The following is a 23,981-nucleotide window of genomic DNA, read 5'->3' as shown; positions in this document are numbered from 1 at the left end:
GCGATGGAGTCTGACGGGTTCCGGCTCGGTGGGATCGGGCAGATCGCCCGGCACGTGAGCGACATCGGCCGTGCCGTCGACTGGTACGGCAACGTCCTCGGCCTCACGCACCTCTACACGTTCGGCGACCTGGCCTTCTTCGACTGCGCCGGCACGCGGCTCTTCCTGAGCCGGCCGGAGGGCGGCGGCCCGGTCACCGGCCAGTCGATCCTCTACTTCCGGGTGCCGGACATCCACGCCGCCCACGCGGCACTGACCGGGCGGGGCGTCGCCTTCGAGGGTGCCCCGCACATGATCCACCGGCACGAGAACGGCGTGGAGGAGTGGATGGCGTTCTTCACCGACCCGGACGGCGGGCTGCTCGCGATCATGTCGCAGACGCCGGCGTCCGTGGAGCTGCCGGCCGCGGCCTGAAAGCTGCCGGCCGCGGCCTGAAAGCTGCCGGCCGCGGCCTGAAAGCTGCCGGCCGCGGCCCGAAAGCTGCCGACTGCGGCCCGAAAGCTGCCGGCCGCGGCCTGAAACAGGTCAGGTCGCCGGGGCGAACGGGGCGGCTCGCAGGGCGCGGGCCAGCATCGTCCGGACGACGAGGGGGTGGACCCGGCTGACCACGGCGAGGTAGGCGCGGCCCCGGCGGGTGCGGGGGCGGGCGAGGGTCGAGCAGACCACCGACCCGGCGTCGACGAACAGCGAGATCCGCAGGTCGAAGTGGCGGGTGTCGGCGCCGAACAGGACCTCGTCGTCGCGGGCGTCGAGCGGGGCGAACACCTCGCGGGTGTCCAGCGGTTCGAGGCCGGGGATGCGGTTGCGCAGGCGCATCAGCGCGCCGACCCAGCGGGGTGGGCGGTTGAACATCGCGGCCCGCCACGCGGCCGGGTCGGTGCTCGCGCCGGGCGGGCGGGTGCCCTGCCACGCGTCCATCAGGTCGACGTGGCTCAGGGTGCCGGCGGCGAGCCGGGCGCCACCGGGCAGCGGCACCCGCCGAGGCCGCCCCGCGCGGCCGCCGCCCGTGCCGCCTGGGTCCGTGTGGCGCGCATCCGTTCCACCCACGACCGCATCCACCCTGACCGCGGCGCCCGCGCCGGTCGAAGCCGTGCCGGGTTTCGTTGTGCGGGTGGCGAGCGCGCGGCGCAGCAGGCGGACCCACGGTGACCAGCGGGCCGGGGTCCGCACAGTGCCGGTGCCGGCGCGTTCGGCGTTGTCCAGCAGGTCCTGCAGCAACGCCTCGTGCAGCCACCGGATCGCGACCGGCCACAGGACCCGCATCCCGCCGGTGAGCCGGCCGCGGATCACGTGCACGACCGCGGTGCCGTCGCCGTCGGGCTCCAGCCGCAGTTCGTGCTCGCCCACCAGGCCGAGGGTGGGGTCGAACCGGCACCGCAGCAGGCGGCCCGGGACGTGCTCGACGACGCTGTAGCGGATCATGCCGTGGCCGCCGGCGGCGCCGGGGGCGAGTGGGCCGTCGAACCGGATCGGGGGCCAGGTCGTCACCGGCCACAGCGGGTCGTCGTCGGCCGCGACCCGGTCCAGCAGCGGGCCCATCAGCCCCAGGGGCGCGTCGATCGTGCGGCGTTGAACGTTCTGCATGGCTGCCTGCCGTTCCACCCGGACGGCACGCTCCATACGGTGCCGTATGGAAGAACCGTACGCTACCGTATGGGGATGGCACAACGGCGGCTGAGCGCGGAGGACTGGACCGGGGCGGCCCTCGCCGCGATCGCGGACGGCGGGCTGGCCACGGTCGCGGTCGAGCCCCTCGCGGCCCGGCTCGGGGCCACCAAGGGCAGCTTCTACTGGCACTTCACCAACCGGGACGCGCTGGTCGAGGCCACCATGCAACTGTGGGAGCGGGCCTGCACCGACGCGATCATCGACCTGGTCGAGGCGGCCGGCGACCCGCCCCGGAAGCTGTCGCTGCTGTTCACCACCGTGCTCGGGCACGCCCGCTCGAGCCGGCTGGAGACCAACGTCCTCGCCGTGGCGGAGCACCCGCTCGTCGGCCCGGTCGTGCAGCGGGTCACCCGCCGCCGGCTCGACTACGTCGAACAGCTCTTCACCGAGGCCGGGTTCGAGGCGGGGGAGGCGCGGCGGCGGGCCCTGCTCGCGTACACGGCGTATGTCGGGCAGGCGCAGCTCGCCGCCCGGTTGCCGGACCTGCTGCCCGCGGACACCGGCGGTCAGGGCGCCTACCTGGACAGCGTCCTGACCGTGCTGTTGTCGCCCGCCGGTGGATGAGTGACCAGCACCGCGGGCGGTGCCGCGCGTCCGCGACACCGCCCGCGACCCCCCGTTACCTGACGACGTCGTAGGACAGCTACCTGATGACGTCGTAGGACAGCATGATGACCCCGGTGCTCGTCGGGGTGCAGTCGACCAGCCGCAGCGGGCGCGGCCCGTCCAGGCCGCGGAACAGCCGCTCGCCGGTGCCGAGCAGGAGCGGGTGCAGGAACAGCCGGTATCCGTCGACGAGGTCCTGGGCGATCAGCTCCTGCACGAGCAGGCCGCTGCCGAGCACCGCGATCGTGCCCTCACCGTCGCCCTTGAGCTTGCGCACCGCCGGGCCGATGGGACCGTCGAGGACGTGCGCGTTGTTCCAGGCCAGCTCGGTGTGGGTGGCGGTGACCACGTGCTTCGCGGTCGCGTTGAGGTGCGCGGCCATGGGGTTTGAGTCCGGCTGGGTGGGCCAGAAGGCGAACATGTGCTCGTACGTGCGGCGCCCGAACAGATAGGCGGTCGTCGACGCGATGCCCCCCACCGAGGCGGCCGCCTGCTCCTCGGAGAAGTATGGCGCGCCCCACCCGCCGTGCTCGAACCCGTCCTCCGGTGACGCCAGGCCCTGCATGACCCCGTCCAGGGTCAGGAACTCGATGACACTCAGTTTCCTCATGAACTACCTCCGTTGTAGAAAGGCCTTCAACCCTCTACACGAAGAGCACCCGGCTACATCGACACCGGCCGCCAGCCGAGTTCCGGGCCGAGCCGGGTGGCGATGTCGGTGAGGATCTGCACGTAGTCGTCGTGCTCGAAGCTGAACGGCAGCGCGAACGCCACCTCCGAGACCTCCTGATACCCGGCGTGTGCGTGCAGCCGCTCCGCGATCTGTGCCGACGGGCCGACCAGATCCGGGGCGAACATCAATCGCGCCGGACCCTGTGGGCTGGTCGTGCGTGGGGTGCGTTGCTGGGCGTACACCTCGTAGCGCTGCCGCTGCGAAGGGCTGGCGGAGTCGGTCGGGATGACGACCAGGCCCTGCGAGACCCGGGCCTTGTCGCCGTCCGGGTGGTGGGCGCGGAACGCGCGGATGTGGGAGCGCTGGATCGCGGCGAAGTCCCAGGAATCGCTGGAGGACTCCTCCGCCTTCACCACGCTGCTGGTCAGGAAGTTCATGCCGTGCTCACCGGCCCAGCGGGCCGAGGCGAGGCTGCCGCCGCCGTACCACATCCGGCGGCCGAGCCCGGGGGAGTGCGGCTGCACCCGGTCGGAGAAGACCTCGAACCCCTCGACCCCGGCGTCGGTCACCGGCACGCCCCGGACGAGGTCCAGCAGCCGCCGGACCCGCTCGTAGCCGAAGTCCTCGGCGTCGGCGGTGTCCGGATACAGCGCCTGCTTCACCCGGTCGAAGTGCATCGGCGGGCCGACGCTGACCCCGGGGTTGAGCCGCCCGCCGGACAGCACGTCGACGGTGGCCAGGTCCTCGGCCAGGCGCAGCGGGTTCTCCCAGCCGAGCGGGATGACGGCGGTGCCGAGCTCGATCCGGCTGGTCCGCTGGCTCGCCGCGGCCAGGACCGCCACCGGGGACGAGATGCCGAACTGCAGGTGCCGGTGCCGCACCCAGGCGCTGTCGAACCCGAGGCGTTCACCGAGCTGGATCACCTCCAGCGTCGACTCGTGCCCGCGGCGCGGGTCCGCCTCGTCGAACAATCCGATCGTCAGGAACCCCAGCTTCTGCAGCGCCATGTTGTTGATTATTCAACATTCACCGGCCCCGGCCACCCGGGTCCCGGCCGGGGACCCGGGTGGCCGCTGTCTACTGGACCACCCAACCGAGGTAGCGCATGGTGCCCGGGTCCAGTCCCCGGGCCCGGCCCGAGGCGTAGGCCAGCATCTGCACCGGCATGGCGGCGGTCAGCACGCGATAGGCCGGCGGCAGGTCGCCGCCGGGCACCACGACGTCGCCGGGCTCACCGGGCGCGGTCACCACGCCGAACAGGCTGGCGCCGCGGTCCTTCAGGTACTGGCGTTGCACCGCGCCGGCCGGGTCCGGTTCGAGGTCGATCCACACGCCGCGGAAGCCGTCCTCGACCTGCTCCACCGGACCGTGCAGGAACGCGTCGACGGTGCTGGCCGAGGCCCGCACCCGGGCGGCCTCCTCCAGCCACAGCGTCCCCGCGGTCGCGGTGGCCGCGCCGATCCCCCGGGACAGGAAGGTGACGCTCTCGCCGATCCAGGGCACCGCCTCGACCGCCGCCAGGATGGCCGGCGCCTGCTCGTCCAGCTCGTCGAACGTCCCGTGCAGCGCGCGGACCAGCCGGTCGTCCAGGTCGCCGGCCATGTGCGCGGACAGCAGCAGACCGGTCAGCGCCATCGTGCTGTATGCCTTGGTGCAGATGAAGCTGTCGTACGGCGCCGGGTCGTGCAGCGTCACGTCCGCCGCCTGGTCCAGGGAGCTGCCCGGCGTCATCGTGACCGCGACGAGCGGGGCGCGCTCCTCGCACAGCAGTGCGGCCAGCTGCCGGATCTCGCGGCTCTCCCCGGACCGGGACAGCACGAGGTAGGCGTCGCCGGGCCGGCGCGGGCGGCGCAGCAGGTCGGCGGTCTCGACCAGCCGCACATTGGGCAGGACCGCGTCCAGGGCGTCGGCCACCGGGACCAGCGAATGGTAGGCGCTGCCCATGCTCGTCAGCACCACCCGGTCGGCGGCCCGCAGCAGCCGCCCGGCCCGTTCGAGCGGGCCGGTCTGTGCCGCCACGTGGTCCAGCACCGCGTGCAGGGCCGCGGGCTGGGCCAGGATGTCGTCCAGGAAACGGTTCGGGCGGCGCTCCGCGCCGACCGGTGCGGCGGTGGTCACCGGCGCTCCAGCACGATCGCGCGGCCGTCGCCGGGCTCGAGCGTGAGGTCGAACCCGACCTCGTCGCCGGCCGTGGTGAACGGGACGGGCTCCTTGGTCTCCGCGTCGTACGCGGCCCGGGCCGGTCCGGTCAGCGTGACCCGGGCCGCCACGCTCTCGCGGGTGGCGTTGAGCAGGACCACCAGGTCCCGGTCGCTGGTCCCGCGCAGCAGCTCGACCTCCACCATGCGGCCGGTCGGCTCGACCAGCCGCGCCGGTGGGACCACGCCCGCGTCGCGGGCCAGGTCGTCGAGCAGCCGGCTCAGGCCGTCGACCCGGAACTGCTGGTCGACCGGCCGGGCCGGGACGGTGCCGACCAGCAGCGCCCGGCCGGCGCCGAACCGGTGGTGCACCACGACCGGCGCGCCGGTCTCGTCGACGGCCACGACCTGCGCGCCGTCCTGGACGGCGAGCCGGGACAGGTACGCCAGGCCCTCGAAGGTCTGCCCGGCGGCCGCCGAGCCGCCGTCGGAGACGCCCGCCACGAGCGTGATCACCGGCTCGCCGCTCGGCATCCGCCCGAAGGAGAACGACATGTCCGTGCCGCTGCTCTCCTGCGGGGAGAGGACCGGCTGCAGCTCCACCTCGTGCGCGCCGAAGACCTCGTGCAGGCCCAGGCCGGGGTTGAACGGCTGGCCGTAGCCGTGCTCGTCCTTGGCGCCGCACCACATGCCCGCGGCGAGCGTGCCGCCGTTTCGGACCCAGGCGGTCACGGTGGCGGCGGTGCGGGAGTCCATCGCGTAGCCGAAGGGGATCAGCAGCACCTTGTACGCGTCGAGACCGCCGGCGGCCACCTCGTCGTCGTGCAGGAAGTCGACCCGGTGGCCCAGCCCGCGCACGGCGGCGTACATGCCGAACTGCGCCTCCGTCACGTAGCGGTCGGAGCCCTCGCCGGTGGCGACGATCCGGGCCAGCTTGGGATCGAGCATCGCGATGCCGGCCGGGTCGAACCGCAGCGAGGCATACCAGTCGGCGTCGGCGTTGACGGTCCGTGCGATCCGGCCGATCCGCTCGGCCCGCGGGGTGAGCTCGCCGTTGCGGGTGGTCATGGCGTGGCCGCCGACCTCGATGCCGCCGATGTGCGGGCGCCAGTTCCAGTACTGCACGCTCTTCACCTCGTGCCCGATCGCCTGCCAGGTGAGCCGGGCGGTGTCGGCGGCGGAGATCGGCAGGCCCCAGCTGGTCAGGCCCCAGGCGTTCGGCCCGCAGCGCAGCTCCCAGATCCAGTACGGCTTGCCCTTGCCCGAGCTGCGGAAGTAGTCGTGCCAGTAGGAGCCCTGTAGGTGCTCCCCGGGCGTGTTGGAGACGAACATGCTGGTCCCGACCGCGTCCATCGCCGCGTTGGTGCGCCAGATGTCCTGGCCGTTGACGGCCGGGTCGATCACGTAGCTCTGCTCGGCGACGACCGCGTCCGGGCGCAGGTCCCGCACGCAGCCGGCCTTGAAGTGGATGTAGCCGGTGAGGACGTCGCACATGTACGTCCGCCAGTCCAGCCACGGCACCTGGTTGATGAGCATGAACTGCTCCTGGATGAACCGGCTGTTCGGCGGCTGCACCTCGGCGAAGTCGCGGTAGTGGTCGCGGTACACCCGGTTGAGCTCGGCGAGGGTGCCGTAGCGCTGCCGCAGCCACGGCCCGAACCCGGCCACCACCTCCGGGTTGTAGTCCCACAGCCGGGCGGCCGGCTCGCTGCTGTCCTGTTCCTCGATCCAGAACAGCCCGGACTCGACGCCGACGTTGTACGCCAGGATCCGCTGGGGGTCGTCGTAGCGCTCGACCACGGCGGTGATGTATTCGCGCATCCGGCGCCGCACGAGCGCGGAGCCGTAGCTGTGCGACGGTCCGCTGTAGCCGGTCGCGGCGACGGCGGCGGTCTCGGGATGCTGCTGGACCAGCCAGCGGGGGGTCAGCTCGGCGAAGATCCACGCGAAGATCGGCAGCCCCAGCTCGGCGCAGATCTCGTACACCGCGTCGGTGCGGCGCCAGTCGAACTCACCCGGGGCCACCTCGAGGTCGAACCAGGCGAAGTTCATGTCGTACGAGGTCAGGCCGAGGCGCTGCATCGCCGTGATCTCGCCGCGCATGAACTCGCGGTAGTCGTCCGGGTCGAGCGGAGGTGACTGCTTGAGGTAGTCGGCGTGGTGCACGGCGCCGACGGGGAAGAACCCGAAGGTGGGCTTGGTCATGGACTTCTCCAGATCGTGCGGGATGGTCAGTCGAGCAGCGCGGCGGCGCCGAGCGAGCCGGCCCGCTCGGCGAGGTCGGTGCGGCGCAGCTCGACGGTGTAGCCGTGGTACGGCTGGGCGAACAGGGCGTCGGCGAGCGCCGGCAGGTGGGGGGCGAGCCCGCGGCTCAGGCCGCCGCCGATCACCACCACGTCCGGGGCGTAGAGGTGGGCGTAGGCGTTGAGGCCGGTCGCCAGGTCGGCCAGCCAGCCGGCCACCGCCGGACTGCCGGCCGTGGCCAGCACCGTGGCGGCGTCGGGCAGCCCGGTCTCGTCGGTGAGCCGGCCCGCGCACACCAGCGACTCCAGGCAGCCGGCGAAGCCGCAGAAGCAGGGCCGGGCGCCGGGCCGCACCGGCAGGTGGCCGGCGAGGTGGGTCAGGGATCCGCGCTCCTGCAACCGGCCGTCGACCACCAGCGCCACGCCGAGTCCGGTGCCGATGGTCAGCGACAGCAGCCGGGTGCCGGGGTGGCCGCCGTGCCGGGCCTCGCCGAGCGCGACCACCCGGGCGTCGTTGTCGAACACCACCGGCAGCCCGAGCGCGTCCTCGGCCTCGGCGCGCAGGGTCGTGCCCTCCAGGAAGGCCAGCTCGGGCCACACCAGGTCGACCAGGTCGTCGAGGACGAAACCGGGCAGCCCGATGCCGACCCCGCGCACGGCGCCGGTGTCCACCCCGGCGCTGCCCGCCAGCTGCCGGACGTGGCCGGCGAGCCCGGTCAGGAACGCCTCGCGGCCCTCGGTGATCGTCGGGTGGACGGCCTCGCTGAGGACCAGGCCGGGTTCCGGGTCGATCAGGGCCAGTTTGGTGCGGGTGCCGCCGACGTCGACCCCGACGGTGAGTCTCGAATGCATCGTGAAGCCCTTTCCCGCGGCACTTGACACTGCCGCGGCGGGAAACTTACCGTACGCCCATCAGACGGGCAAGCGGTTGACCGGTCAACCGGACAGGAGCGCACGGTGAAGCCCACGAGACTGGATCCGTCCAGTTATGTTCCGCTGTACATGCAGCTCGCGGCGCTGTTGCGCGAGCAGATCCAGCAGGGCCGTTACCAGTCCGGTGACCAGCTGCCGTCCGAACCGACCCTGGTGCGTGAGTTCGAGGTCAGCCGCGCCACCGCGATCGCCGCGCTGGACGAGCTCGTCGCCTCGCACGAGGCATACCGGGTGCGCGGCCGCGGCACGTTCGTCGCCAAGCCGTTCCTCGGCCGGTTCTCGCTGTCCACCAGCTTCACCGAGGACATGCGCCAGCGCGGCCTCGAGCCCAGCTCCGAGGTGCTCGAGTTCGGCGTCGCGACCCCTGACCCGGAGACCGCCGCCATGCTGGGCGCCCCGCTCCAGGAGGAGTGCTACCGGGTGGTCCGGCTGCGGCTGGCCAACGGCGACCCCGTGGCCCTGCAGACGGCCTACCTGCCCCGCCGGCTCTACCCCGATCTCACCGCCGAACACTTCGCCGACAGTCACCTCTACGACGTGATGCGCCGGGTCTACTCGATCGTCCCGCAATGGGCGGAGGCGATCGTGCAGGCCCACAAGCCGACCGCCCAGGAGGCCCGGCACCTGGACATGGCCACCCGCGACCCGGTGCTGGTCGCCTGGCACCTCTCCCTCGACGACTCGTTGCGCAGCCTCGAATACGTCCGGTCGGTCTACCGGTCCGACCGCTTCAGCTTCGCCTCCGGCCGGCAGTCGGTCATCCCACCGAACGCCGGCTGACACCCCATCCCGCTGCAAACACCCTTGGCCCACCCGGGCCAGAAGGAGCTTCACCATGCCCAGAAAACGCGCCCGCGGCCTGCTTGCCGCGCTGGTGGCGACCACGACGGTGCTCGCCGGCTGCAGTGCCGGCGGCGACGCCGGTCTCGGCACCGCGGACAAGCCCGTCACCATCACCCTGTGGGAGGGCTTCGCCGACGGCGAGACCACCGCGCTGCGGGACATGATCGCGAAGTACTGGACCCCGACCCACCCGAACATCAAGGTCGAGGTGGTCGGCGACAAGAACGCCCAGGCCATGCTCACCGCGATGTCCGGCGGCGACGCGCCCGACGTGGTGATGAGCACCGACAGCGAGTCGCCCGCCCTGTGGTTCCACAACAACGCGATCCTCGACCTCTCCGACCTGGCCGCCGAGATCAAGGGCGACCTCGACGCCAAGGCCGTGCCGGCCGCGCGGGCCTGGGGCGAGCAGAACGGCAAGGTCTTCGCCCTGCCCTTCGTCGACTACGACTGGGGGGTCTTCTACAACAAGGAGCTGTTCAAGCAGGCCGGACTGGACCCCGACAAGCCGCCGGCCACGATCACCGAGCTCGAGGCCGCGGCGCGCAAGCTGACCAAGGTGGACGCCGGTGGGAACATCACCCAGCTCGGCTGGCTGCCGCTGCATGACGAGTGGAGCGCCATCAACCTCGGCATGGCGTTCGGGGCGACCTTCGTCGACGGCAACAAGCCCGCCATCAGCCAGCCCGCCGTCCGCGACGCCATCACCTGGGACGCCAACTTGGCCCGCTCCTACGACCTGAAGAAGGTCGCCGCGTTCACCTCCGGCTTCACCAAGGGCGACAACCCGTTCGCGCTGGGCAAGGTGGCGATGTACATCGACGGCTGCTGGCAGGCCACCATGCTGAAGGACTCCAAGATCGACTTCGGGGTCATGAGCATCCCCGCGTCCGACCCGGCCCACGCCGGCGCGACCGACGTCGGCACCAACCCGATCGTCATCCCGCGGGCCGCGCACAACCAGAAGGCGGCCAAGGAGTTCGCCAAGTTCATGACGCTCAACGCCGACCTCGCCGGCGACTTCTCCAACAAGATCTCCAACCTGCCGCACCTGACCGGTCCGCTCACCACGTTCACCACCGACGGGCCGACCAAGTTCCTCGCCACGCTGAGCACGTCCAAGAACGCCCGGGCCTGGGCGCCGGTGCCGTACGCCCGGATGTACGCCGACCAGCTCGCGGCCGTCGTCGACCAGGTCTACAACGGCGGCGCCGACGTCGGCCAGGCCCTGGACAAGGCCCAGCAGACGTTGACCGATCAGGCCAAGCAGTTCCAGTAGCGGTCCCGGCCGGACGGGTCCCGCCCCGCCGCGGGATCCGTCCGGCCCGGTCGCAGAAACGAGGCACCATGACCGCCACCGCCGCACCCGCGGTGACACCCGCACCACCCAAGCCGCGAGCCCGGCGCCGGTCCCGGCGCCCGACGATGATCGGCCTGGCCTTCCTGTCGCCGTGGCTGCTCGGCTTCCTGGCCTTCACGCTGTATCCGGTGCTGGCCACCCTGTACTACAGCTTCACCGACTACTCGCTGTTCGGCACCCCGCAGTGGGTCGGGCTGGACAACTACCGCGAGCTGACCCATGACTCGACGTTCGTGCAGGCGTTCACCAACACCTTGGTGTTCACGGCGCTCGTCGTGCCCCTGAGCATCGTGCTCGCCATCAGCCTGGCCCTGCTGCTGCACCGGCCGGCCCGCGGCCTGGCGGCCTACCGCACCATCATCTTCGCGCCGTCGATCGTCCCGGCCGCCGCCACCGCGGCCATCTGGATGTGGCTGCTCAACCCGCAGTTCGGCCTCGTCAACGGGGCGCTGCGGCTGTTCGGCGCGCCCACGCCGCCGTGGCTGAGCGACCCGGACTGGGCCAAGGTGTCGGTCCTGCTGATGAGCCTGTGGATGATCGGCAGCGACATGCTGCTCTACCTGGCGGCGCTGCAGGACATCCCGGTCGACTACTACGAGGCCGCCGCGATCGACGGCGCCTCGGCCTGGCAGCGACTGCGCTCGATCACCCTGCCGCACCTGACGCCGGTCATGCTGTTCCAGCTGATCAACGCGCTGATCTGGTCGTTCCAGTACTTCTCGATCCCCTACATCGTCGGGCAGCAGGGCCAGGGCAAACCCGCCGGCTCGCTGAACTTCTACGCGGTGTACCTGTACAAGAACGCCTTCAGCTACCTGAAGATGGGCTACGCCTCGGCCATGGCCTGGATCATGTTCATCGTCGTCATGGCCCTCACGATCATCGCGATCCGCACGTCCAACCGGTGGGTGCACTATGCGAAGTGACCTCGACGAGCCGGTGGCGCTGCGATCCGGCCCCCGCTGGCGCCGGCAGCTCGCCCTCATGCCCGTGGCGCTGCTCTTCCTGATCCCGCTGCTGTGGATGATCAGCACCTCGCTGAAACGCCACGACCAGGTCTTCACCTGGCCGCCGGTGCTCATCCCGAACCCCGCGCAGTGGCACAACTTCCTCGACGTCCTGGTGAAGGACGGGTTCGGCCGCTACCTGCTCAACACCATCGCGCTGAGCACGGTGGTCACCGTGGGCACGCTCTTCTCGGCCACCCTCACCGCCTACAGCCTGGCCCGGGTCGACTGGAAGTGGCGCAACGCCGCGTTCCTGCTCGTCATCTCCACCATGCTGCTGCCCGACTTCGTCACGATCATCCCGCTGTTCTCGATGTATCAGAAGCTCGGCCTGGTCGGCGGCGTGCCCGGCTTCCTGCCACTGGTGCTGCCGGCCTGGTTCGGCAAGGCGTACTTCATCTTCCTGATGCGCCAGTTCATGCTGGGCATCCCCACCGAGCTGTCCGACGCGGCCCGGATGGACGGCTGCAGCGAGCTCGGCATCCTGCTGCGGATCGTCCTGCCGCTGTGCCGGCCGGCCCTGCTGTCGGTGGCGTTGTTCTCGATCATCGCCACCTGGAGCGACGTCCTGCAGCCCCTGGTCTACCTGCGCGACGAGAAGTACTTCACCGTCTCCCTGGGCCTCGCGCAGTTCCAGGGCCGCTACGTGACCCAGTGGGAGCAGATGCTCGCCGCCGCGTCGGTCACCGCGGTGCCGGTCCTCATCGTCTTCGTGCTGGCCCAGAAGAAGTTCGTCCGCGGCATCTCCACGACGGGAATCAAATGAGCTATCCATACCGCGACGACATCCTGGCCCAGCCGGCGGCGCTGACGGACACCGCGCAGGCCCTGGCCGGGGAGCGGCTCGACCCGGCCCTGCGGCGGACCGCGCAGAGCCGCCCGATCGTGCTCACCGGGATGGGCTCGTCCTACTGGGGGCTGTGGCCGCTGTACCGCGCGCTGCGGCAGGCCGGACACCGGGTGAGCCTGGTCGAGACCGGCGAGCTCGTCGACGGCTCACCGCAGTGGTTCGGCAACCCGGTCGTGGTGGCGGCATCCCAGTCGGGCGCCAGCGCCGAGATCGTCGACCTCGTCGGATGGCAGGCCGGCCGCCCGCTGATCGCCGTCACCAACACCGCCGACAGCCCCCTCGCCCTGGCCGCGGACGCCGTCGCGCTCATCCGGGCGGGCCTCGAGGCGACGGTCGCGACCAGGACCTACGTGAGCACCCTGGTCGCGGCCTCGTGGCTGGCCGGCGAGCTGACCGGCCGGCGCGCCGACGACCACCACCGGGTGGCCGCCGCGGCCACGGCCTACCTCGCGGACTGGCGCGGGCACGTCACGGCGCTGCACGACGTCGTCCGGGACCTGCGCGCGCTCTTCCTCGCCGGCCGGGGAGCCGCCCGGGCGGCCGCCGCGACCGGCGCGCTGATCGTCAAGGAGTCCGTGCAGCTGCCCGCGGAGGGCATGACGGTGCCCGGCTTCCGGCACGGCCCGCTGGAGATGGCACCGACGCCCGGCACCGTCGTCATCGTCTACGAGGGCGAGCCCGGCACCGCCGAGCGCAACCGGCGCCTGGTCGACGACATCACCGCCATCGGCGGCCGGGCCCACCTGGCCGGGGTGTCCGGTGCGGGCGCACTGCGCCTGCCCTTCCCCGACCCGGTGCTGGACATCCTCCCGATCCAGCTGCTCACCCTCGCGGTGGCCGAGCAGGCCGGCACCGTCGCCGGGCAGTTCCGCCACATGTCGAAGGTCACCACCACCGCCTGACGCCCGGTTGGCCGCCCGGACCGCCCGCCGCTGCGGGCGGTCCGGGGCGTTCCCGCTTGCTGCGCTCCCCGCCGTTCCCGCTTGCTGCGCTCCCGCCGTTTCCGCTTGCTACGCTCCCCGCCATGTTTTCCGACGACGCGGACGCCGACCTGCGCCGGCTGTCCGCCGACCCGACGTTCAAGCACCGCGACGCCGCCGGTCACGCGGTCCGCTACCGCGCCGACGGCGACGTGGCCGCCCTGGTCGACATCCTCGACGACCCGTGCGCCTGCGCCATGACGGAGGTCGTGTTCGCCCTGGCCGGGTCGAAACGGCCGTGGCTCAACTGGGTGCCGATGCCGAGCGAGGCCATCGCCAACATCGCCAACGAGGTCGGCGCCCGCCGCGCCAAGGGCGAGCAGCTCGACGTCACCGGCCTCGGCCTCTCCGGCCCCGAACCGGCCAGCGCCATCACCGCCTGCCGCCGGATCGTCGGCCCGGTCGACATCGGCATCGCCGAGTTCCCCGACCCGGACATCCGCCTGCCGCTGCGCCCCGGCCGGCACGCGGTCTGGCGCTACGACGGCACCGAACCCGTCCCCGCCGTGCCCGCGCCGTCCCCAGCCGCGGTCAGCGCCCTGCACGAGGTCGCCGGCGAACCGTGGGCGTCGCCCCTGTCCGGCTACGTCCAGGCCGCACCGCTCGGCGACCTGCCCCTGGCCGACCTGCTCGGCCTGCTGGCCCATCTGCCGCCGGCGCCCGAAACCCCACGCTGGCAGCACCTGGCGCAGTCGACGCCGATGTACTGGTTCCGCCTCCTGCAACCCTGGGTGTGCCTCGGCATCCTGCACCACGCCAAGGACGAACCGTGGCCGACCTCGACCCGCCGCGAGGTCCTCGTGGACCTTGCGCTCGGCGTCGAGGACTGGGTCGCGGACGCGGCCCTGTTCGCGCTGGTGACCACCGCGTACCGCGAGCCGGCCGTCCGCCCCGAGATTCGCGAACTGGTCCGCACCCGCCTCGACGCAGCGGTCTCGGCCCGCCGGGCCGTCACGATCGAGGAGTCCCTCGCCCGCCTGATGCTGATCACCCCCGGCCGCACCGCCGAGGACCGCGCCGTGGCGACAGCCGTCCTGGCCCGCGTCGACGAGGACCCCGACCAGGACCCCGACCAGGACCCCGACAAGGCCCCACCGCCACCGGCGAAGCGCCGCTGGTGGCGCCGCGGCTGACCCACCCGATCCCGTGCGGGCGGTTTCGCCGGGGTGCGGACAGTAGCTGACCGGATCCCGGCCTACGGTCGCAGGTGAGGAAAGGATGCTGCGATGACCGCAACGAGGACGTATCCGCACGGCGTGACCAGCTGGGTCGACGTCACGCAGCCGGATCTGCCGGCCGCGGCCCGGTTCTACGGCGAGCTGTTCGGCTGGGCGTTCACGGAGGTGGCGCCGCGGTATCGCATCGCCACCCTCGAAGGCCGTGACGTCGCCGCGATCGGTGCGGCGGAGGGCGTCGCGGGCTGGCACACCTACGTCGCGGTCGACGACGCCGACGCGAGCGCCGCCGCCGTGGTCGCGGGCGGTGGGACGGTGCAGGAGCCGCCCGCCGACGCCGGGCCGGGTGGCCGGACCGCCGCCTGCACCGACCCGGCCGGTGCCGGGTTCCGGCTCTGGCAGGCCCGCCGCCGGCCCGGCGCCCAGCTGGTCAACGTGCCCGGCGCGTGGAACTTCAGCGACCTGCGCACGCCCGACGTCGACGCCGCGCTGGCGTTCTACGCGCCGCTGTTCGGCTGGAAGGCCGTCGACATCCCGGGCGCCGGCGCGATGCTGCAGGTGCCCGGCTACGGCGACCATCTCGCCGCCACGGTCGACCCGCACATCCACGAGCGGCAGGCGTCCGCGCCACCCGGGTTCGCCGACGTCATCGGTGGTGTCGTGCCCGTCGCGGCGGGGGAGCCGGCGCACTGGCACGTGACGTTCAGCGTCGCCGACCGGGACGGCAGCGCCGCCGACGCGGAGCGGCTCGGCGGGACGGTCGTCGCGGCCACCGAGGACCTGTGGACCCGCAAGGCGGTGGTCCGCGACCCGCAGGGCGCCCGGTTCACCCTCAGCCAGTTCACCCCGCCCGACGGCTGGTGACGCCGGTCAGGGCGCCGGTGGGGCGGGGCGGAAGTCGACGGTGATGTCCAGGCCGCCCTCCGGGCGGGGCAGGACCTGCAACGCGGCGCCGTGGGCGGTGGCGATCGCCTGGACGATGGCCAGGCCGAGGCCGTGGCCGTCGGTGCGGCCGAGCCGCTGCCCGTCCAGCCGCTGAAACGGCTGCAGCAGCCGCCCCACCTGCTCCGCCGGCACGACCGGACCGGTGTTGCGCACCGTGAGCCGGGCCGCGCCCGGCACCGAGACCGTGCTGACCTCGACCCAGCCGCCGTCGACGTTGTGCCGCACGGCGTTGTCGACGAGGTTGGCGACCAGGCTCTCGACCAGCCGCGGGTCGCCGGCGCCGGTCGCCGGGGCGAGGGACGTGCCGACGCGGACGCCGCGGACCTTCGTCTCGGCGGAGCGGCGGTGCAGCGCGGCCGTTGCCAGCAACGCCAGGTCGACGGGCTCGTCCTGTTCGACGCCCTGCTCGCCGCTGGCGAGGGTGAGCAGCGCGTCGACGAGGCGTTCCTGGGCGGCGCCGAGGGCGAGCACCTCGTGGCACGCCTCGCGCAACGTCTCGGTGGTGGCACCGGGGTCGGCGAGGGCGACCTGCAGCAGGGCCCGTTCGGCGGCGAGGGGGGTCCGCAGCTCGTGGGAGGCGTTGGCGACGAAGCGGCGCTGCGAGGCGAACGCGGCCTCGAGGCGTTCGAAGACGCTGTCGAGGGTCTCGGCGAGCTCGGTGAACTCGTCGGAGGAGCCGGTCCGGCCGAGACGGCGGTGCAGGCTCGTGGCGGAGATGTCGCGGGCGTTGGCGATGATGGTGCGCAGCGGGCGCAGGACCCGGCCGGCGATGATCCAGCCGCCGATGATCGCGAGCAGGCAGGAGATCAGCAGCGTGACCACGATGATGCGCAGCATCTGGTCTTCGCCGACGGGTGGTTCGGGCGTCGGGGCCGGGGACCCCGGGCCCACGGGGGCGCTGGACGCCGAACCGTAGGAGAACAGCCCTAATCCCGCAACGACAGCGAGCAGGAACGGCACGGCGTACAGGGCCGTGAGCCGCCATTGCAGCCGGCGGCTGCGGTGCCCGCTCACGCCGTCGCCTCCGCTGCGCTCCGGCGCCGACGCGAGCCCACCTGTGCCGATGGTGAGCGGCCCGAGCCGCTCCGCTGCCCGCTCACAGCGCGCCGATACGGTAGCCGGCCTCACGGACGGTGTGGATGAGGTCGGGGGTGCCGAGCTTGCCGCGCAGGCGGCGGATCGTCGTCTTCACCACGGTGGTGAACGGGTCGGCGGCCTCGTCCCAGACCCGCTCGAGGAGCTCCTCCGCGGAGACCGGACGGCCGTCGGCGGCGAGCAGGCACTCCAGGACGCCGAACTCCTTCGGGGTGAGTTCGAGGCGGCGGCCGCCGCGGGTCGCGACCCGTCGGGCCGGGTCGAGGGTGAGGTCGGCGTGCTCGTACACACTGGGCAGCGCCGACGAGGGGCGCCTGGCCAGGGCCCGGATGCGGGCGACCAGCTCCTCGAAGTCGAAGGGCTTCGGCAGGTAGTCGTCGGCGCCGAGGCCGAGGCCGTCGACGCGCTGTTTGACGGTGCTGGCCGCGGTGAGCATCAGGACCCGGCTGCTGGAGCGGGCCGCGACGATCCGGCGGCAGACCTCGTCGCCGTGGACGCCGGGCAGGTCGCGGTCCAGGACGACCACGTCGTACCGGTTCACCGCGAGCCGGTCCAGGGCATCGGCGCCGTCCAGGACGACGTCGACCGCCATGCCCTCCCGCCGCAGCCCCTTGCCGACCGTCCTGGCCAGGACCTCGAAGTCTTCGACCACCAGCACCCGCATGTCACCACGATGCCAGGTCGAAGGTGTCAGCGAGGTGTCAGCGGCTGTCACCGTGGTGTCACCGCGCCATCCGTACAACAGGATCCATGATTGTCGTCAACGGACTTCGCAAACGGTTCGGGTCGCAGACCGCTCTCGACGGGATGACGTTCTCCGTCGAACCCGGCCAGGTCACCGGATTCGTCGGCCCCAACGGCGCCGGCAAGTCCACCACGATGCGGGTGATTCTCGGTCTCGACGCACCCGACGCGGGCACCGCGCTGGTCGGGGGCCGGCCGTACCGCAGCCTCAGCCGCCCCCTGTGCCACCTCGGTTCGCTGCTGGACGCGGGGGCGTTGCAGCCGGGCCGGACCGCGCGCAACCACCTGCTGTGGCTCGCGCACTCCCAGGGCCTGCCCGGCCGCCGCGTCGACGAGGTCCTGGAGCGGGCCGGCCTGCAAGGGGTGGCGCGCCGGGCCGCCGGCGGGTTCTCCCTCGGCATGCGCCAGCGCCTCGGCATCGCCGCCGCGTTGCTCGGGGACCCGCCGGCGCTGATGCTCGACGAGCCGTTCAACGGCATGGATCCCGAGGGCATCATCTGGATGCGCCGGCACCTGCGCGGGCTGGCCGCCGAGGGGCGGGCGGTGCTCGTGTCCAGCCACCTGATGAGCGAGTTGCAGGACACCGCCGACCATGTGGTGGTCGCGGGCCGGGGCCGGGTCATCGCCGACACGAACATCGCCGCGCTGCTGGAGTCGGCCGGTGCCGGCCGGGTCACGTTGCGCGCCGATGCTGCTTCGATCGACGCTGCGGCAGGTGTACTGACGGCAGCCGGCGCCGTGGTCACCCGCGCGGACGCGCGGACCCTGGCCATCACCGGGCTGGCCGCGGAGGCGGTCGTGTCGCTGCTGACGTCGCACGCGGTGCCGTTCGCCGAGGTCTCCTCGCACCGGGCCACCCTCGAGGAGGCGTACCTGGAGCTCACCCGCGACGCCGTCGAGTTCCGCGCGGCGTCATCGCCGTCGTCGTCGGAGGTGACCCGATGAGCGCCTACGCGCGGCTGGTCCACGCCGAGTGGACGAAGTTCCGGACCGTGCGCGGCTGGGTGATCGGGATGCTGGTCGCCGCCGCCGTCATCGTGGGCTTCGGCCTGTTCCCCGGCATGGAGGGCACCTGCCGGGGCGCCAACGTGTGCGGCCTCCCGGTCGGCCCCGAGGGGCAGGAGGTCACCGACGTGTTCACGTTCGTGCACCGGCCGCTCACCGGCGACGGCACCATCACCGCGCGGGTCGCGTCGATGACCGGCGCCCGGCCGGACCTGACCGACAGCGGCACCGGCGACGTCGCGGGGGTGGTGCCGTGGGCGAAGGCCGGCCTGATCGTCAAGGACGGCACCCGGCCCGGCTCCGCATACGCGGCGGTCATGCTCACCGGCGCGCATGGGGTGCGCCTGCAGCACAACTACGTGCACGACCTCGCTGGAAGTACCACATCCGCGGCGACACCACGATGGCTGCGGCTGACCCGGGCCGGCGACCGCGTCACGGCGCTGGAGTCCGCCGACGGCGTCAGCTGGACCGGGATCGGCACCGTGCGGCTCACCGGCCTGCCGGCGACCGCGGAGGTGGGGCTGTTCGTCACCTCGCCGCAGTTCACGAAGGTGATCAACGCGTCCTCGGCGAGTGGTGCCCCGTCAAAGGCCACGGCCGGATTCGACCAGATCACCACGACCGGCGGCTGGCCGGCCGGCACCTGGACCGTCGCCACGGGCGGCGACCCGGACGCCGTCGGCGGGCCGGGCGCGCCTGGCGGGCCCGGCGACCCGGACGTCGGCAACCGCGGTCCGGCGGGCGGCAGCCGACCCAACGGCGCCGAGGAGACCGGCGGCGGGTTCACCGTCACCGGCTCCGGGGACATCGCCCCGGCCGTGGCGGGGGCGGCGGGCCTCGGCACCTCGATCAGCCAGACGCTCGTCGGCACCTTCGCCGGCCTGGTCCTCGTCGTCGTGATCGGCGCGATGATGATGACCGGCGAATACCGGCGCGGCCTGATCCGCACGTCCCTCACCGCCGCGCCGCGCCGCATGACGGCCCTCGCGGCGAAGGCGACCGTGCTCGGCGGCGTCGCGTTCGGCATCGGGCTCGCCGCCGCGGCCGTCGTCATCATGTTCGGCCCGGACATCCTGCGCGGCAACGGCATCTACGTGCATCACGTCTCGCTCGCGACCGAGGTGCGGGTCGTCGCGGGCACCGGCGCGCTGCTCGCCGTCGCCGCGGTCCTCGCGCTCGCGTTCGGGGTCCTGCTGCGGCGCGGCACGGTGGCGGTGACCGTCGCGATCGTGGCGACCGTCCTGCCCTACCTGCTGTCGATGACCGTGCTGCCGATCGCCGCCGGCGAGTGGCTGCTGCGCCTCACCCCGGCGGCCGCGTTCGCGGTCCAGCAGAGCACGCCCCGGTACGCGCAGGTCGACGGTCTCTACACGCCCTCCAACGGCTTCTTCCCCCTGACGCCGTCGGAGGGGTTCGGGGTCCTGCTCGCCTGGGCCGTCGCCGGGCTGGCCTTCGCCGCGTACCGCTTCCGCCGGAGGGACGTATGAGCACCGCCCTCGCCGTCGTGGCGCCCTCGCTGCGGACCCGGCGCACCGGCCTGCGATACCTGCACGCGGAATGGACGAAGCTGCGCACCGCACCGGAGACGGTGTGGCTGGTCGTCGGGATCGTCGTGGCGACGGTCGCCGTCAGCGTCCTCGTCGCGGCCAACATGCCCTGCGACACCGCCGTTTGCGGCGGCGACCCGACGAAGACCGGGCTCACCGGCGTCCAGCTCGGCCAGGCCCTCGTCGCGATCCTCGCCGTCTTTGCCGTCGGCGGGGAGTACGGCACCGGCATGATCCACGGCACCCTGGCGGCGATGCCGCGCCGGGCCGGCGTCCTCGCCGCGAAGGCTCTTGTCGTCACGTGCGTGGTCGCCCCGGCCGCGGCGGTCGCCGTCACCGCGTCGGCGCTGCTCGGACGGCATTTCCTGCCCGGTGCGGCGGGGCTGCCGGCGGTGCTGCGGGCCACCGGCGGCACGGTGCTGTACCTGCTGCTGATCGGCCTGCTCGCGATCGGCGTGACCGCGATCGTGCGCAACGCGGCGGCGGCGGTCGGGGTGGTCCTGGCGCTGCTGTTCCTGTTCCCGATCCTCGCCGCCGCCGCACCCGACCCGCACTGGGAGCGGCACCTGCTGCAGATCGGCCCGATGACCGCCGGGCTCGCCGTGCAGGCCACCACCGGCCTGGACAAGCTGCCCATCGGGCCGTGGGCGGGCCTGGGCGTCACGGCGGCCTGGGCGTTCGGCGCGCTGCTCGTGGGCGCGGTGCTGCTGGAGCTGCGCGACGCTTAGTGACCGTTGCCCATGGGTACCGGTGCGGGTGTGAATGTCGCTGTCATCGCCCATGCCGGCAAGACCCTCGGCGGGGGCCTCGACGAGCTGCGACGGGTTTTGGCCCGCGCCGGCGTCGAGGCCCCCGACTGGCGCGAGGTCCCGAAGAGCCGCAAAGCCCCCAAGCAGCTGCGCGGGGCCGTCGAGGCCGGCGCCGACCTGGTCTTCGTCTGGGGCGGCGACGGCATGGTGCAGCGGTGCGTCGACACGCTCGCCGGCTCCGCCGTGACCCTGGCGGTCATTCCCGCCGGCACCGCGAACCTGTTCGCGTCGTCCCTGGACATCCCCGCCGACATCGCCGCCGCCGTCCGGATCGGCCTGACCGGCACCCGCCGGCGCTTCGACCTCGGCAAGGTCGCCGGCGAACACTTCGCCGTCATGGCCGGCGCCGGCTTCGACGCCGCGATGATCGACGACGCCGACCGCGGCATGAAGAGCCGCGCCGGCAAGCTCGCCTACTTCGGCACCGCCGTCCGCCACGTCGGCGACGACCCGGTCGAGGCCACCGTGACCCTCGACGGCGAGGAATGGTTCTCCGGCCCCGCCACCTGCGTCCTGCTCGGCAACATCGGCACCATCGCCGGCGGCATCGAGGCCTTCGACGACGCCAGCCCGTTCGACGGCCGCCTCGAGGTCGGCGTGTCCACCGCCCAGGGCGCCCTGCAGTGGGCCCGCACCCTGGGCCGGATGGCGTTCGGCCGCACCGAGTCCTCGCCGTTCGTCCGGGTGGCCAGCGCCCGGAAGGTCAAGGTGCGCTTCGCCTCCCCGGTGCTGCTGGAACTCGACGGCGGCGCCCGCACTCCGGTCCGCAAGCTGAAGGCGAAGGCGGTGCGGGCCGCGGTGACCATCGCCGTCCCCTGACGCCATAGCCATAGCTAGCAGGTGGCGCGGAAGGCGTCGAGGCGCAGGTTCTTGCGGATCGAGCTGAACCGCAGGTTCGCCGCGGTCGGGCACAGGGACGCCTTGTATTCGACGTGGAAGACCGGCTTGCCGGCGGTGACGAACGGGCTCAGCAGGGCGCATTCCTTCCACTGCACGCACGACTCGTTGACGGCGAAGTCGAAGGACGGTTGCAGCCTGGTGATCTGTTCGAGGTCGTTCTTCAGGCCGACGGCCAGGCCCAGCGAGTGCGCCAGGTCCGCGACGCGGCGGTTGAACAGCAGCTGGTCGGTGGCGGTCAGCGGGAAGCCGGAGGCGTTGGCGTAGCCGTCCATGTTGTCCGGGTCGACGGCGTCGAAGCCCTTGGCCCTGCAGGTGGCGAAGCGGTCGGCGAGGATCGGCCGCAGCGTGTCCCACTGCCGGATGTCGAGCCACTGCTCGCCGGCCCAGCCGTCGAGGGCCTTGCCGCGCACGGCGGCGGGGAAGCGGGCGGCGTCGGCGCGCCAGTTCTCCCACGAGCCGGCGTCGACGTAGCACAGCACCTTGCGTCCGGCCGCGTGCAGCTTGGTGACCTGGGCCCTGGTCGCGTCGGCGCCGTCGATGTCGTACACGTCGGCGGCGACGGACTGGTCCAGCACCCCGGTGAACTGCATCTGCCAGGTGGCGCCGGCGGCCGGTTTCCACCAGGTGGCCGGGGCGGTGGCGGCGGCGGCCGGTACGGTGGAGATCACGACGGCGGCGAGTGCCGCCAGGGCCACGAACACGGTGCGGGGGGTGCGTCGCATGCCTCGCCATCGGCCGGCGGTGGAATGGCCTGATCTGACGGTCCGGCGGAATGCGCCGCCCGGTCGGGGGACAGACGCCGCCGTCACCTGGTCCGTGTGCGTCCGCGACGCCGGCGGCGAGGTGGTGCACGCGCACCGGCCGGACCTGGTGCTGTCGACCGCGAGCGTCGGCAAGCTGCTGCTCCTGCTGGAGGTGGCCCGAAGCCTGCCGCTGGACCTGCCGTGTGACCGGCGGGACGTGGCACCCGTCGCCGATTCCGGTCTGTGGCGGTTCCTCGGCACCGATGTGCTGCCCGTCGAGGACCTGGCGGTCCTGGTGGCGTCGGTCAGCGACAACCTCGCCACGAACGTGCTGCTGCACCGGGTCGGCCTCGACCGGGTCGCGGCGCTCGCCGCGTCGCTGGGCCTGACCGCGACGGCGCTGCACGACGTGGTCCGCGACGTGCGCACCGCCGACCATGCGCCGCGGCTGTCCTCCGGCAGTGCCGCCGAGCTGTCGCTGCTGCTGCACCGGCTGCCGTCCGTCGAGGGCGGGCCACGGGTGCTGGACTGGATGCGGACGTCGGCGGACCTGTCGATGGTCGCGTCGGCGTTCGACCTGGACCCGCTGTCACACAACGGCGGTGTTGTGCGCAACAAGACCGGCACCGACGACGGGGTCCGGGTCGACGTCGGTGTGGTGACGGGCCCCTCGATGACGGTCAGCTACGCGGTCCTGGCGAACTGGCCGCCAGCTTCGGCCACGGTTGGTGATGTCTTGGCGACGATGCGTGCGCTGGGTGATGCGATCCGGGTGACCGTGGGAAAATAGCGGTATGCCGTACTCGCCACGGGAGACCGTCCAGAAGACCGGGTTCAGCCTCGACACGCTGCGCTACTACGAGCGCATCGGCCTCCTTGACGGCATCGACCGCACCGCCGGTGGGCAGCGCCTGTTCACCGACGATGACCTCGACTGGCTCGGCGTCCTGCGGTGCCTGCGCGACACCGGCATGCCGATCGCCAGGATGCGCCGCTATGCGGAGCTCGCCCGCGACGGTGACAGCACGTTCGAGGAGCGCGCCGAGCTGCTCGAGGAGCACGACCGCGACATCGAACGCAAGATCGCCGAGCTGCGCGACGAACAGCTGAGGATCAAGGAGAAGATCGGCTGGTACCGGCGCGAGCTCGCGCGCCCTGAGCTGGCCCACGCTGAGCCCGTCGACGCCCCGGCGGCCTGACCCTGGTCGCATGGAGCAGCGCCGACCTCACCGTGGTGCTGACCTCGAGCGGCGGCCGGGGGATCGACCTGGTCCAGGCGGTGCGGTCAGTGACCGCGCGACGGACCTGACGGCCGTCGACGTCCTCGACGGGCTGGCCGTCGCGTCCGACACCCAGGGCACGCTGCACCGCCTCCCGCTCGCCGGTGGCACAAGGCCGCCGGTGCCCGGTCACCACGGCGAGGCCCGGACCGTCGCATGTGGACAGCACCCCGACGGCCGGGCGGTCGCGGTCACCGGCGGCTGGGACGGCACCGTCCGCGTCTGGGACCTGCGGGCCGGCGCCGAGCTGCATCGCATCCCGGTCGAACACCCCGTGCACGCCGTCGCCCTCGCCGCCGACGGCACCGTCGTCACCGGCTGGCAGGGCGGTATCGGCGTCTTCCGGCTGCACGACCGCCGGCGGCGGAGGCGCTGAGGCCGCAGTCCCGCGGCAGCGGCCTGGATATCGACGTGACTCGTCACGTTCAGGCGGT

The 23,981-nt window shown here is 72.7% G+C and carries 25 protein-coding genes; 16 read left to right on the top strand and 9 right to left on the bottom strand.

Translation table 11 applies throughout. The features are described from left to right. Positions 1-3 precede the first annotated feature (3 nt). The gene (locus tag Dsi01nite_RS40935) at positions 4-414 is read left to right on the top strand and encodes a VOC family protein (RefSeq protein WP_203851791.1); all 411 of its coding nucleotides are present in this window, start codon (positions 4-6) and stop codon (positions 412-414) included. A gap of 111 nt (positions 415-525) precedes the next feature. On the opposite strand, the gene Dsi01nite_RS40930 is transcribed toward Dsi01nite_RS40935, so the two are convergent. Then, positions 526-1,584 carry a DUF2867 domain-containing protein gene (locus tag Dsi01nite_RS40930; protein WP_203851790.1) on the bottom strand — a complete coding sequence of 353 codons (1,059 nt, stop codon included), beginning with the start codon at positions 1,582-1,584 and terminating at the stop codon, positions 526-528. Positions 1,585-1,659: 75 nt separating this feature from the next. Here Dsi01nite_RS40930 and Dsi01nite_RS40925 point away from each other — a divergent pair, with 75 nt between their 5' ends. Continuing rightward, positions 1,660-2,232 (top strand): TetR/AcrR family transcriptional regulator, encoded by a 573-nt coding sequence (locus Dsi01nite_RS40925; protein ID WP_239136543.1) that lies wholly within the window; start codon positions 1,660-1,662, stop codon positions 2,230-2,232. A 79-nt stretch (positions 2,233-2,311) separates the two neighbouring features. Here the strand turns inward: Dsi01nite_RS40925 and Dsi01nite_RS40920 are convergent, their stop codons facing one another. From Dsi01nite_RS40920 to Dsi01nite_RS40900, 5 genes are all read right to left on the bottom strand, one after another. Then, entirely contained in the window at positions 2,312-2,884 is a 573-nt protein-coding gene (locus Dsi01nite_RS40920) for a dihydrofolate reductase family protein (protein ID WP_203851788.1), read from the bottom strand. 53 nt (positions 2,885-2,937) lie between these two features. Further along, positions 2,938-3,954: an LLM class flavin-dependent oxidoreductase gene (locus Dsi01nite_RS40915; protein ID WP_203851787.1), complete on the bottom strand. Its 1,017-nt coding sequence runs from the start codon at positions 3,952-3,954 to the stop codon at positions 2,938-2,940. Positions 3,955-4,024: 70 nt separating this feature from the next. Then, a complete protein-coding gene (locus Dsi01nite_RS40910) occupies positions 4,025-5,065 on the bottom strand; it encodes an SIS domain-containing protein (RefSeq protein ID WP_203851786.1) in 1,041 nt (346 codons plus the stop codon). Beyond that, complete coding sequence (locus Dsi01nite_RS40905; protein WP_203851785.1) at positions 5,062-7,290, bottom strand: beta-galactosidase; 2,229 nt, start codon at positions 7,288-7,290, stop codon at positions 5,062-5,064. Before Dsi01nite_RS40905 ends, Dsi01nite_RS40910 begins: the two co-directional genes overlap by 4 nt. 26 nt (positions 7,291-7,316) lie before the next feature. After that, positions 7,317-8,180 (bottom strand): ROK family protein, encoded by an 864-nt coding sequence (locus tag Dsi01nite_RS40900; protein ID WP_203851784.1) that lies wholly within the window; start codon positions 8,178-8,180, stop codon positions 7,317-7,319. 105 nt (positions 8,181-8,285) lie between these two features. On the opposite strand from Dsi01nite_RS40900, the gene Dsi01nite_RS40895 reads away from it, so the two are divergent. The 7 genes from Dsi01nite_RS40895 (at position 8,286) to Dsi01nite_RS40865 (ending at position 15,340) form a co-directional block, all read left to right on the top strand. Beyond that, positions 8,286-9,041, top strand: a complete 756-nt coding sequence (locus Dsi01nite_RS40895; protein WP_203851783.1) for a GntR family transcriptional regulator — start codon at positions 8,286-8,288, stop codon at positions 9,039-9,041. A 55-nt stretch (positions 9,042-9,096) separates the two neighbouring features. Continuing rightward, the gene (locus Dsi01nite_RS40890) at positions 9,097-10,383 is read left to right on the top strand and encodes an extracellular solute-binding protein (protein WP_203851782.1); all 1,287 of its coding nucleotides are present in this window, start codon (positions 9,097-9,099) and stop codon (positions 10,381-10,383) included. A gap of 68 nt (positions 10,384-10,451) precedes the next feature. After that, entirely contained in the window at positions 10,452-11,390 is a 939-nt protein-coding gene (locus Dsi01nite_RS40885; RefSeq protein WP_203851781.1) for a carbohydrate ABC transporter permease, read from the top strand. Beyond that, positions 11,380-12,237, top strand: a complete 858-nt coding sequence (locus Dsi01nite_RS40880) for a carbohydrate ABC transporter permease (RefSeq protein WP_203851780.1) — start codon at positions 11,380-11,382, stop codon at positions 12,235-12,237. The genes Dsi01nite_RS40885 and Dsi01nite_RS40880 overlap by 11 nt, the downstream gene beginning before the upstream one ends. Further along, positions 12,234-13,223, top strand: coding sequence for an SIS domain-containing protein (locus tag Dsi01nite_RS40875; protein WP_203851779.1), 990 nt, complete (start codon positions 12,234-12,236; stop codon positions 13,221-13,223). Before Dsi01nite_RS40880 ends, Dsi01nite_RS40875 begins: the two co-directional genes overlap by 4 nt. Before the next feature lie 122 nt (positions 13,224-13,345). After that, positions 13,346-14,434: a hypothetical protein gene (locus tag Dsi01nite_RS40870; protein WP_203851778.1), complete on the top strand. Its 1,089-nt coding sequence runs from the start codon at positions 13,346-13,348 to the stop codon at positions 14,432-14,434. Between the two features lie 93 nt (positions 14,435-14,527). After that, complete coding sequence (locus Dsi01nite_RS40865; RefSeq protein ID WP_203851777.1) at positions 14,528-15,340, top strand: VOC family protein; 813 nt, start codon at positions 14,528-14,530, stop codon at positions 15,338-15,340. A gap of 6 nt (positions 15,341-15,346) precedes the next feature. On the opposite strand, the gene Dsi01nite_RS40860 is transcribed toward Dsi01nite_RS40865, so the two are convergent. Both Dsi01nite_RS40860 and Dsi01nite_RS40855 read right to left on the bottom strand, forming a co-directional pair. Next, positions 15,347-16,435 (bottom strand): sensor histidine kinase, encoded by a 1,089-nt coding sequence (locus Dsi01nite_RS40860; RefSeq protein ID WP_203851776.1) that lies wholly within the window; start codon positions 16,433-16,435, stop codon positions 15,347-15,349. A gap of 82 nt (positions 16,436-16,517) precedes the next feature. Further along, a complete protein-coding gene (locus Dsi01nite_RS40855; RefSeq protein WP_203851775.1) occupies positions 16,518-17,180 on the bottom strand; it encodes a response regulator transcription factor in 663 nt (220 codons plus the stop codon). Positions 17,181-17,266: 86 nt separating this feature from the next. Here Dsi01nite_RS40855 and Dsi01nite_RS40850 point away from each other — a divergent pair, with 86 nt between their 5' ends. From Dsi01nite_RS40850 to Dsi01nite_RS40835, 4 genes are read left to right on the top strand one after another with little or no spacing between them, the layout of a single operon-like run. Beyond that, complete coding sequence (locus Dsi01nite_RS40850) at positions 17,267-18,205, top strand: ABC transporter ATP-binding protein (protein ID WP_203851774.1); 939 nt, start codon at positions 17,267-17,269, stop codon at positions 18,203-18,205. Continuing rightward, complete coding sequence (locus tag Dsi01nite_RS40845; protein ID WP_203851773.1) at positions 18,202-19,755, top strand: ABC transporter permease subunit; 1,554 nt, start codon at positions 18,202-18,204, stop codon at positions 19,753-19,755. The genes Dsi01nite_RS40850 and Dsi01nite_RS40845 overlap by 4 nt, the downstream gene beginning before the upstream one ends. Next, positions 19,752-20,543, top strand: a complete 792-nt coding sequence (locus tag Dsi01nite_RS40840; protein ID WP_239136542.1) for an ABC transporter permease — start codon at positions 19,752-19,754, stop codon at positions 20,541-20,543. The genes Dsi01nite_RS40845 and Dsi01nite_RS40840 overlap by 4 nt, the downstream gene beginning before the upstream one ends. A gap of 30 nt (positions 20,544-20,573) precedes the next feature. Beyond that, positions 20,574-21,443, top strand: a complete 870-nt coding sequence (locus tag Dsi01nite_RS40835) for a diacylglycerol/lipid kinase family protein (RefSeq protein WP_239136541.1) — start codon at positions 20,574-20,576, stop codon at positions 21,441-21,443. Positions 21,444-21,457: 14 nt separating this feature from the next. Here the strand turns inward: Dsi01nite_RS40835 and Dsi01nite_RS40830 are convergent, their stop codons facing one another. Continuing rightward, positions 21,458-22,246, bottom strand: a complete 789-nt coding sequence (locus tag Dsi01nite_RS40830) for an endo alpha-1,4 polygalactosaminidase (protein ID WP_203851771.1) — start codon at positions 22,244-22,246, stop codon at positions 21,458-21,460. Between Dsi01nite_RS40830 and Dsi01nite_RS40825 the strand changes: the two genes are divergently transcribed. The 3 genes from Dsi01nite_RS40825 to Dsi01nite_RS40815 are packed head-to-tail and all read left to right on the top strand — an operon-like array spanning position 22,245 to position 23,923. After that, the gene (locus tag Dsi01nite_RS40825; RefSeq protein ID WP_203851770.1) at positions 22,245-23,057 is read left to right on the top strand and encodes a serine hydrolase; all 813 of its coding nucleotides are present in this window, start codon (positions 22,245-22,247) and stop codon (positions 23,055-23,057) included. The two genes, Dsi01nite_RS40830 and Dsi01nite_RS40825, sit on opposite strands and share 2 nt — an antisense overlap. A 4-nt stretch (positions 23,058-23,061) precedes the next feature. Continuing rightward, the gene (locus Dsi01nite_RS40820; protein WP_203851769.1) at positions 23,062-23,466 is read left to right on the top strand and encodes a MerR family transcriptional regulator; all 405 of its coding nucleotides are present in this window, start codon (positions 23,062-23,064) and stop codon (positions 23,464-23,466) included. 10 nt (positions 23,467-23,476) lie between these two features. Further along, positions 23,477-23,923 carry a WD40 repeat domain-containing protein gene (locus Dsi01nite_RS40815; RefSeq protein WP_203851768.1) on the top strand — a complete coding sequence of 149 codons (447 nt, stop codon included), beginning with the start codon at positions 23,477-23,479 and terminating at the stop codon, positions 23,921-23,923. Positions 23,924-23,981: the final 58 nt, after the last annotated feature.

The sequence above is a fragment of the Dactylosporangium siamense genome (assembly GCF_016862795.1).
Classification (GTDB): Bacteria; Actinomycetota; Actinomycetes; order Mycobacteriales; family Micromonosporaceae; genus Dactylosporangium; species Dactylosporangium siamense.
The sequence above is the reverse complement of the archived record's forward strand: the minus strand, read 5'-3'. Positions and strand labels throughout refer to the sequence as shown.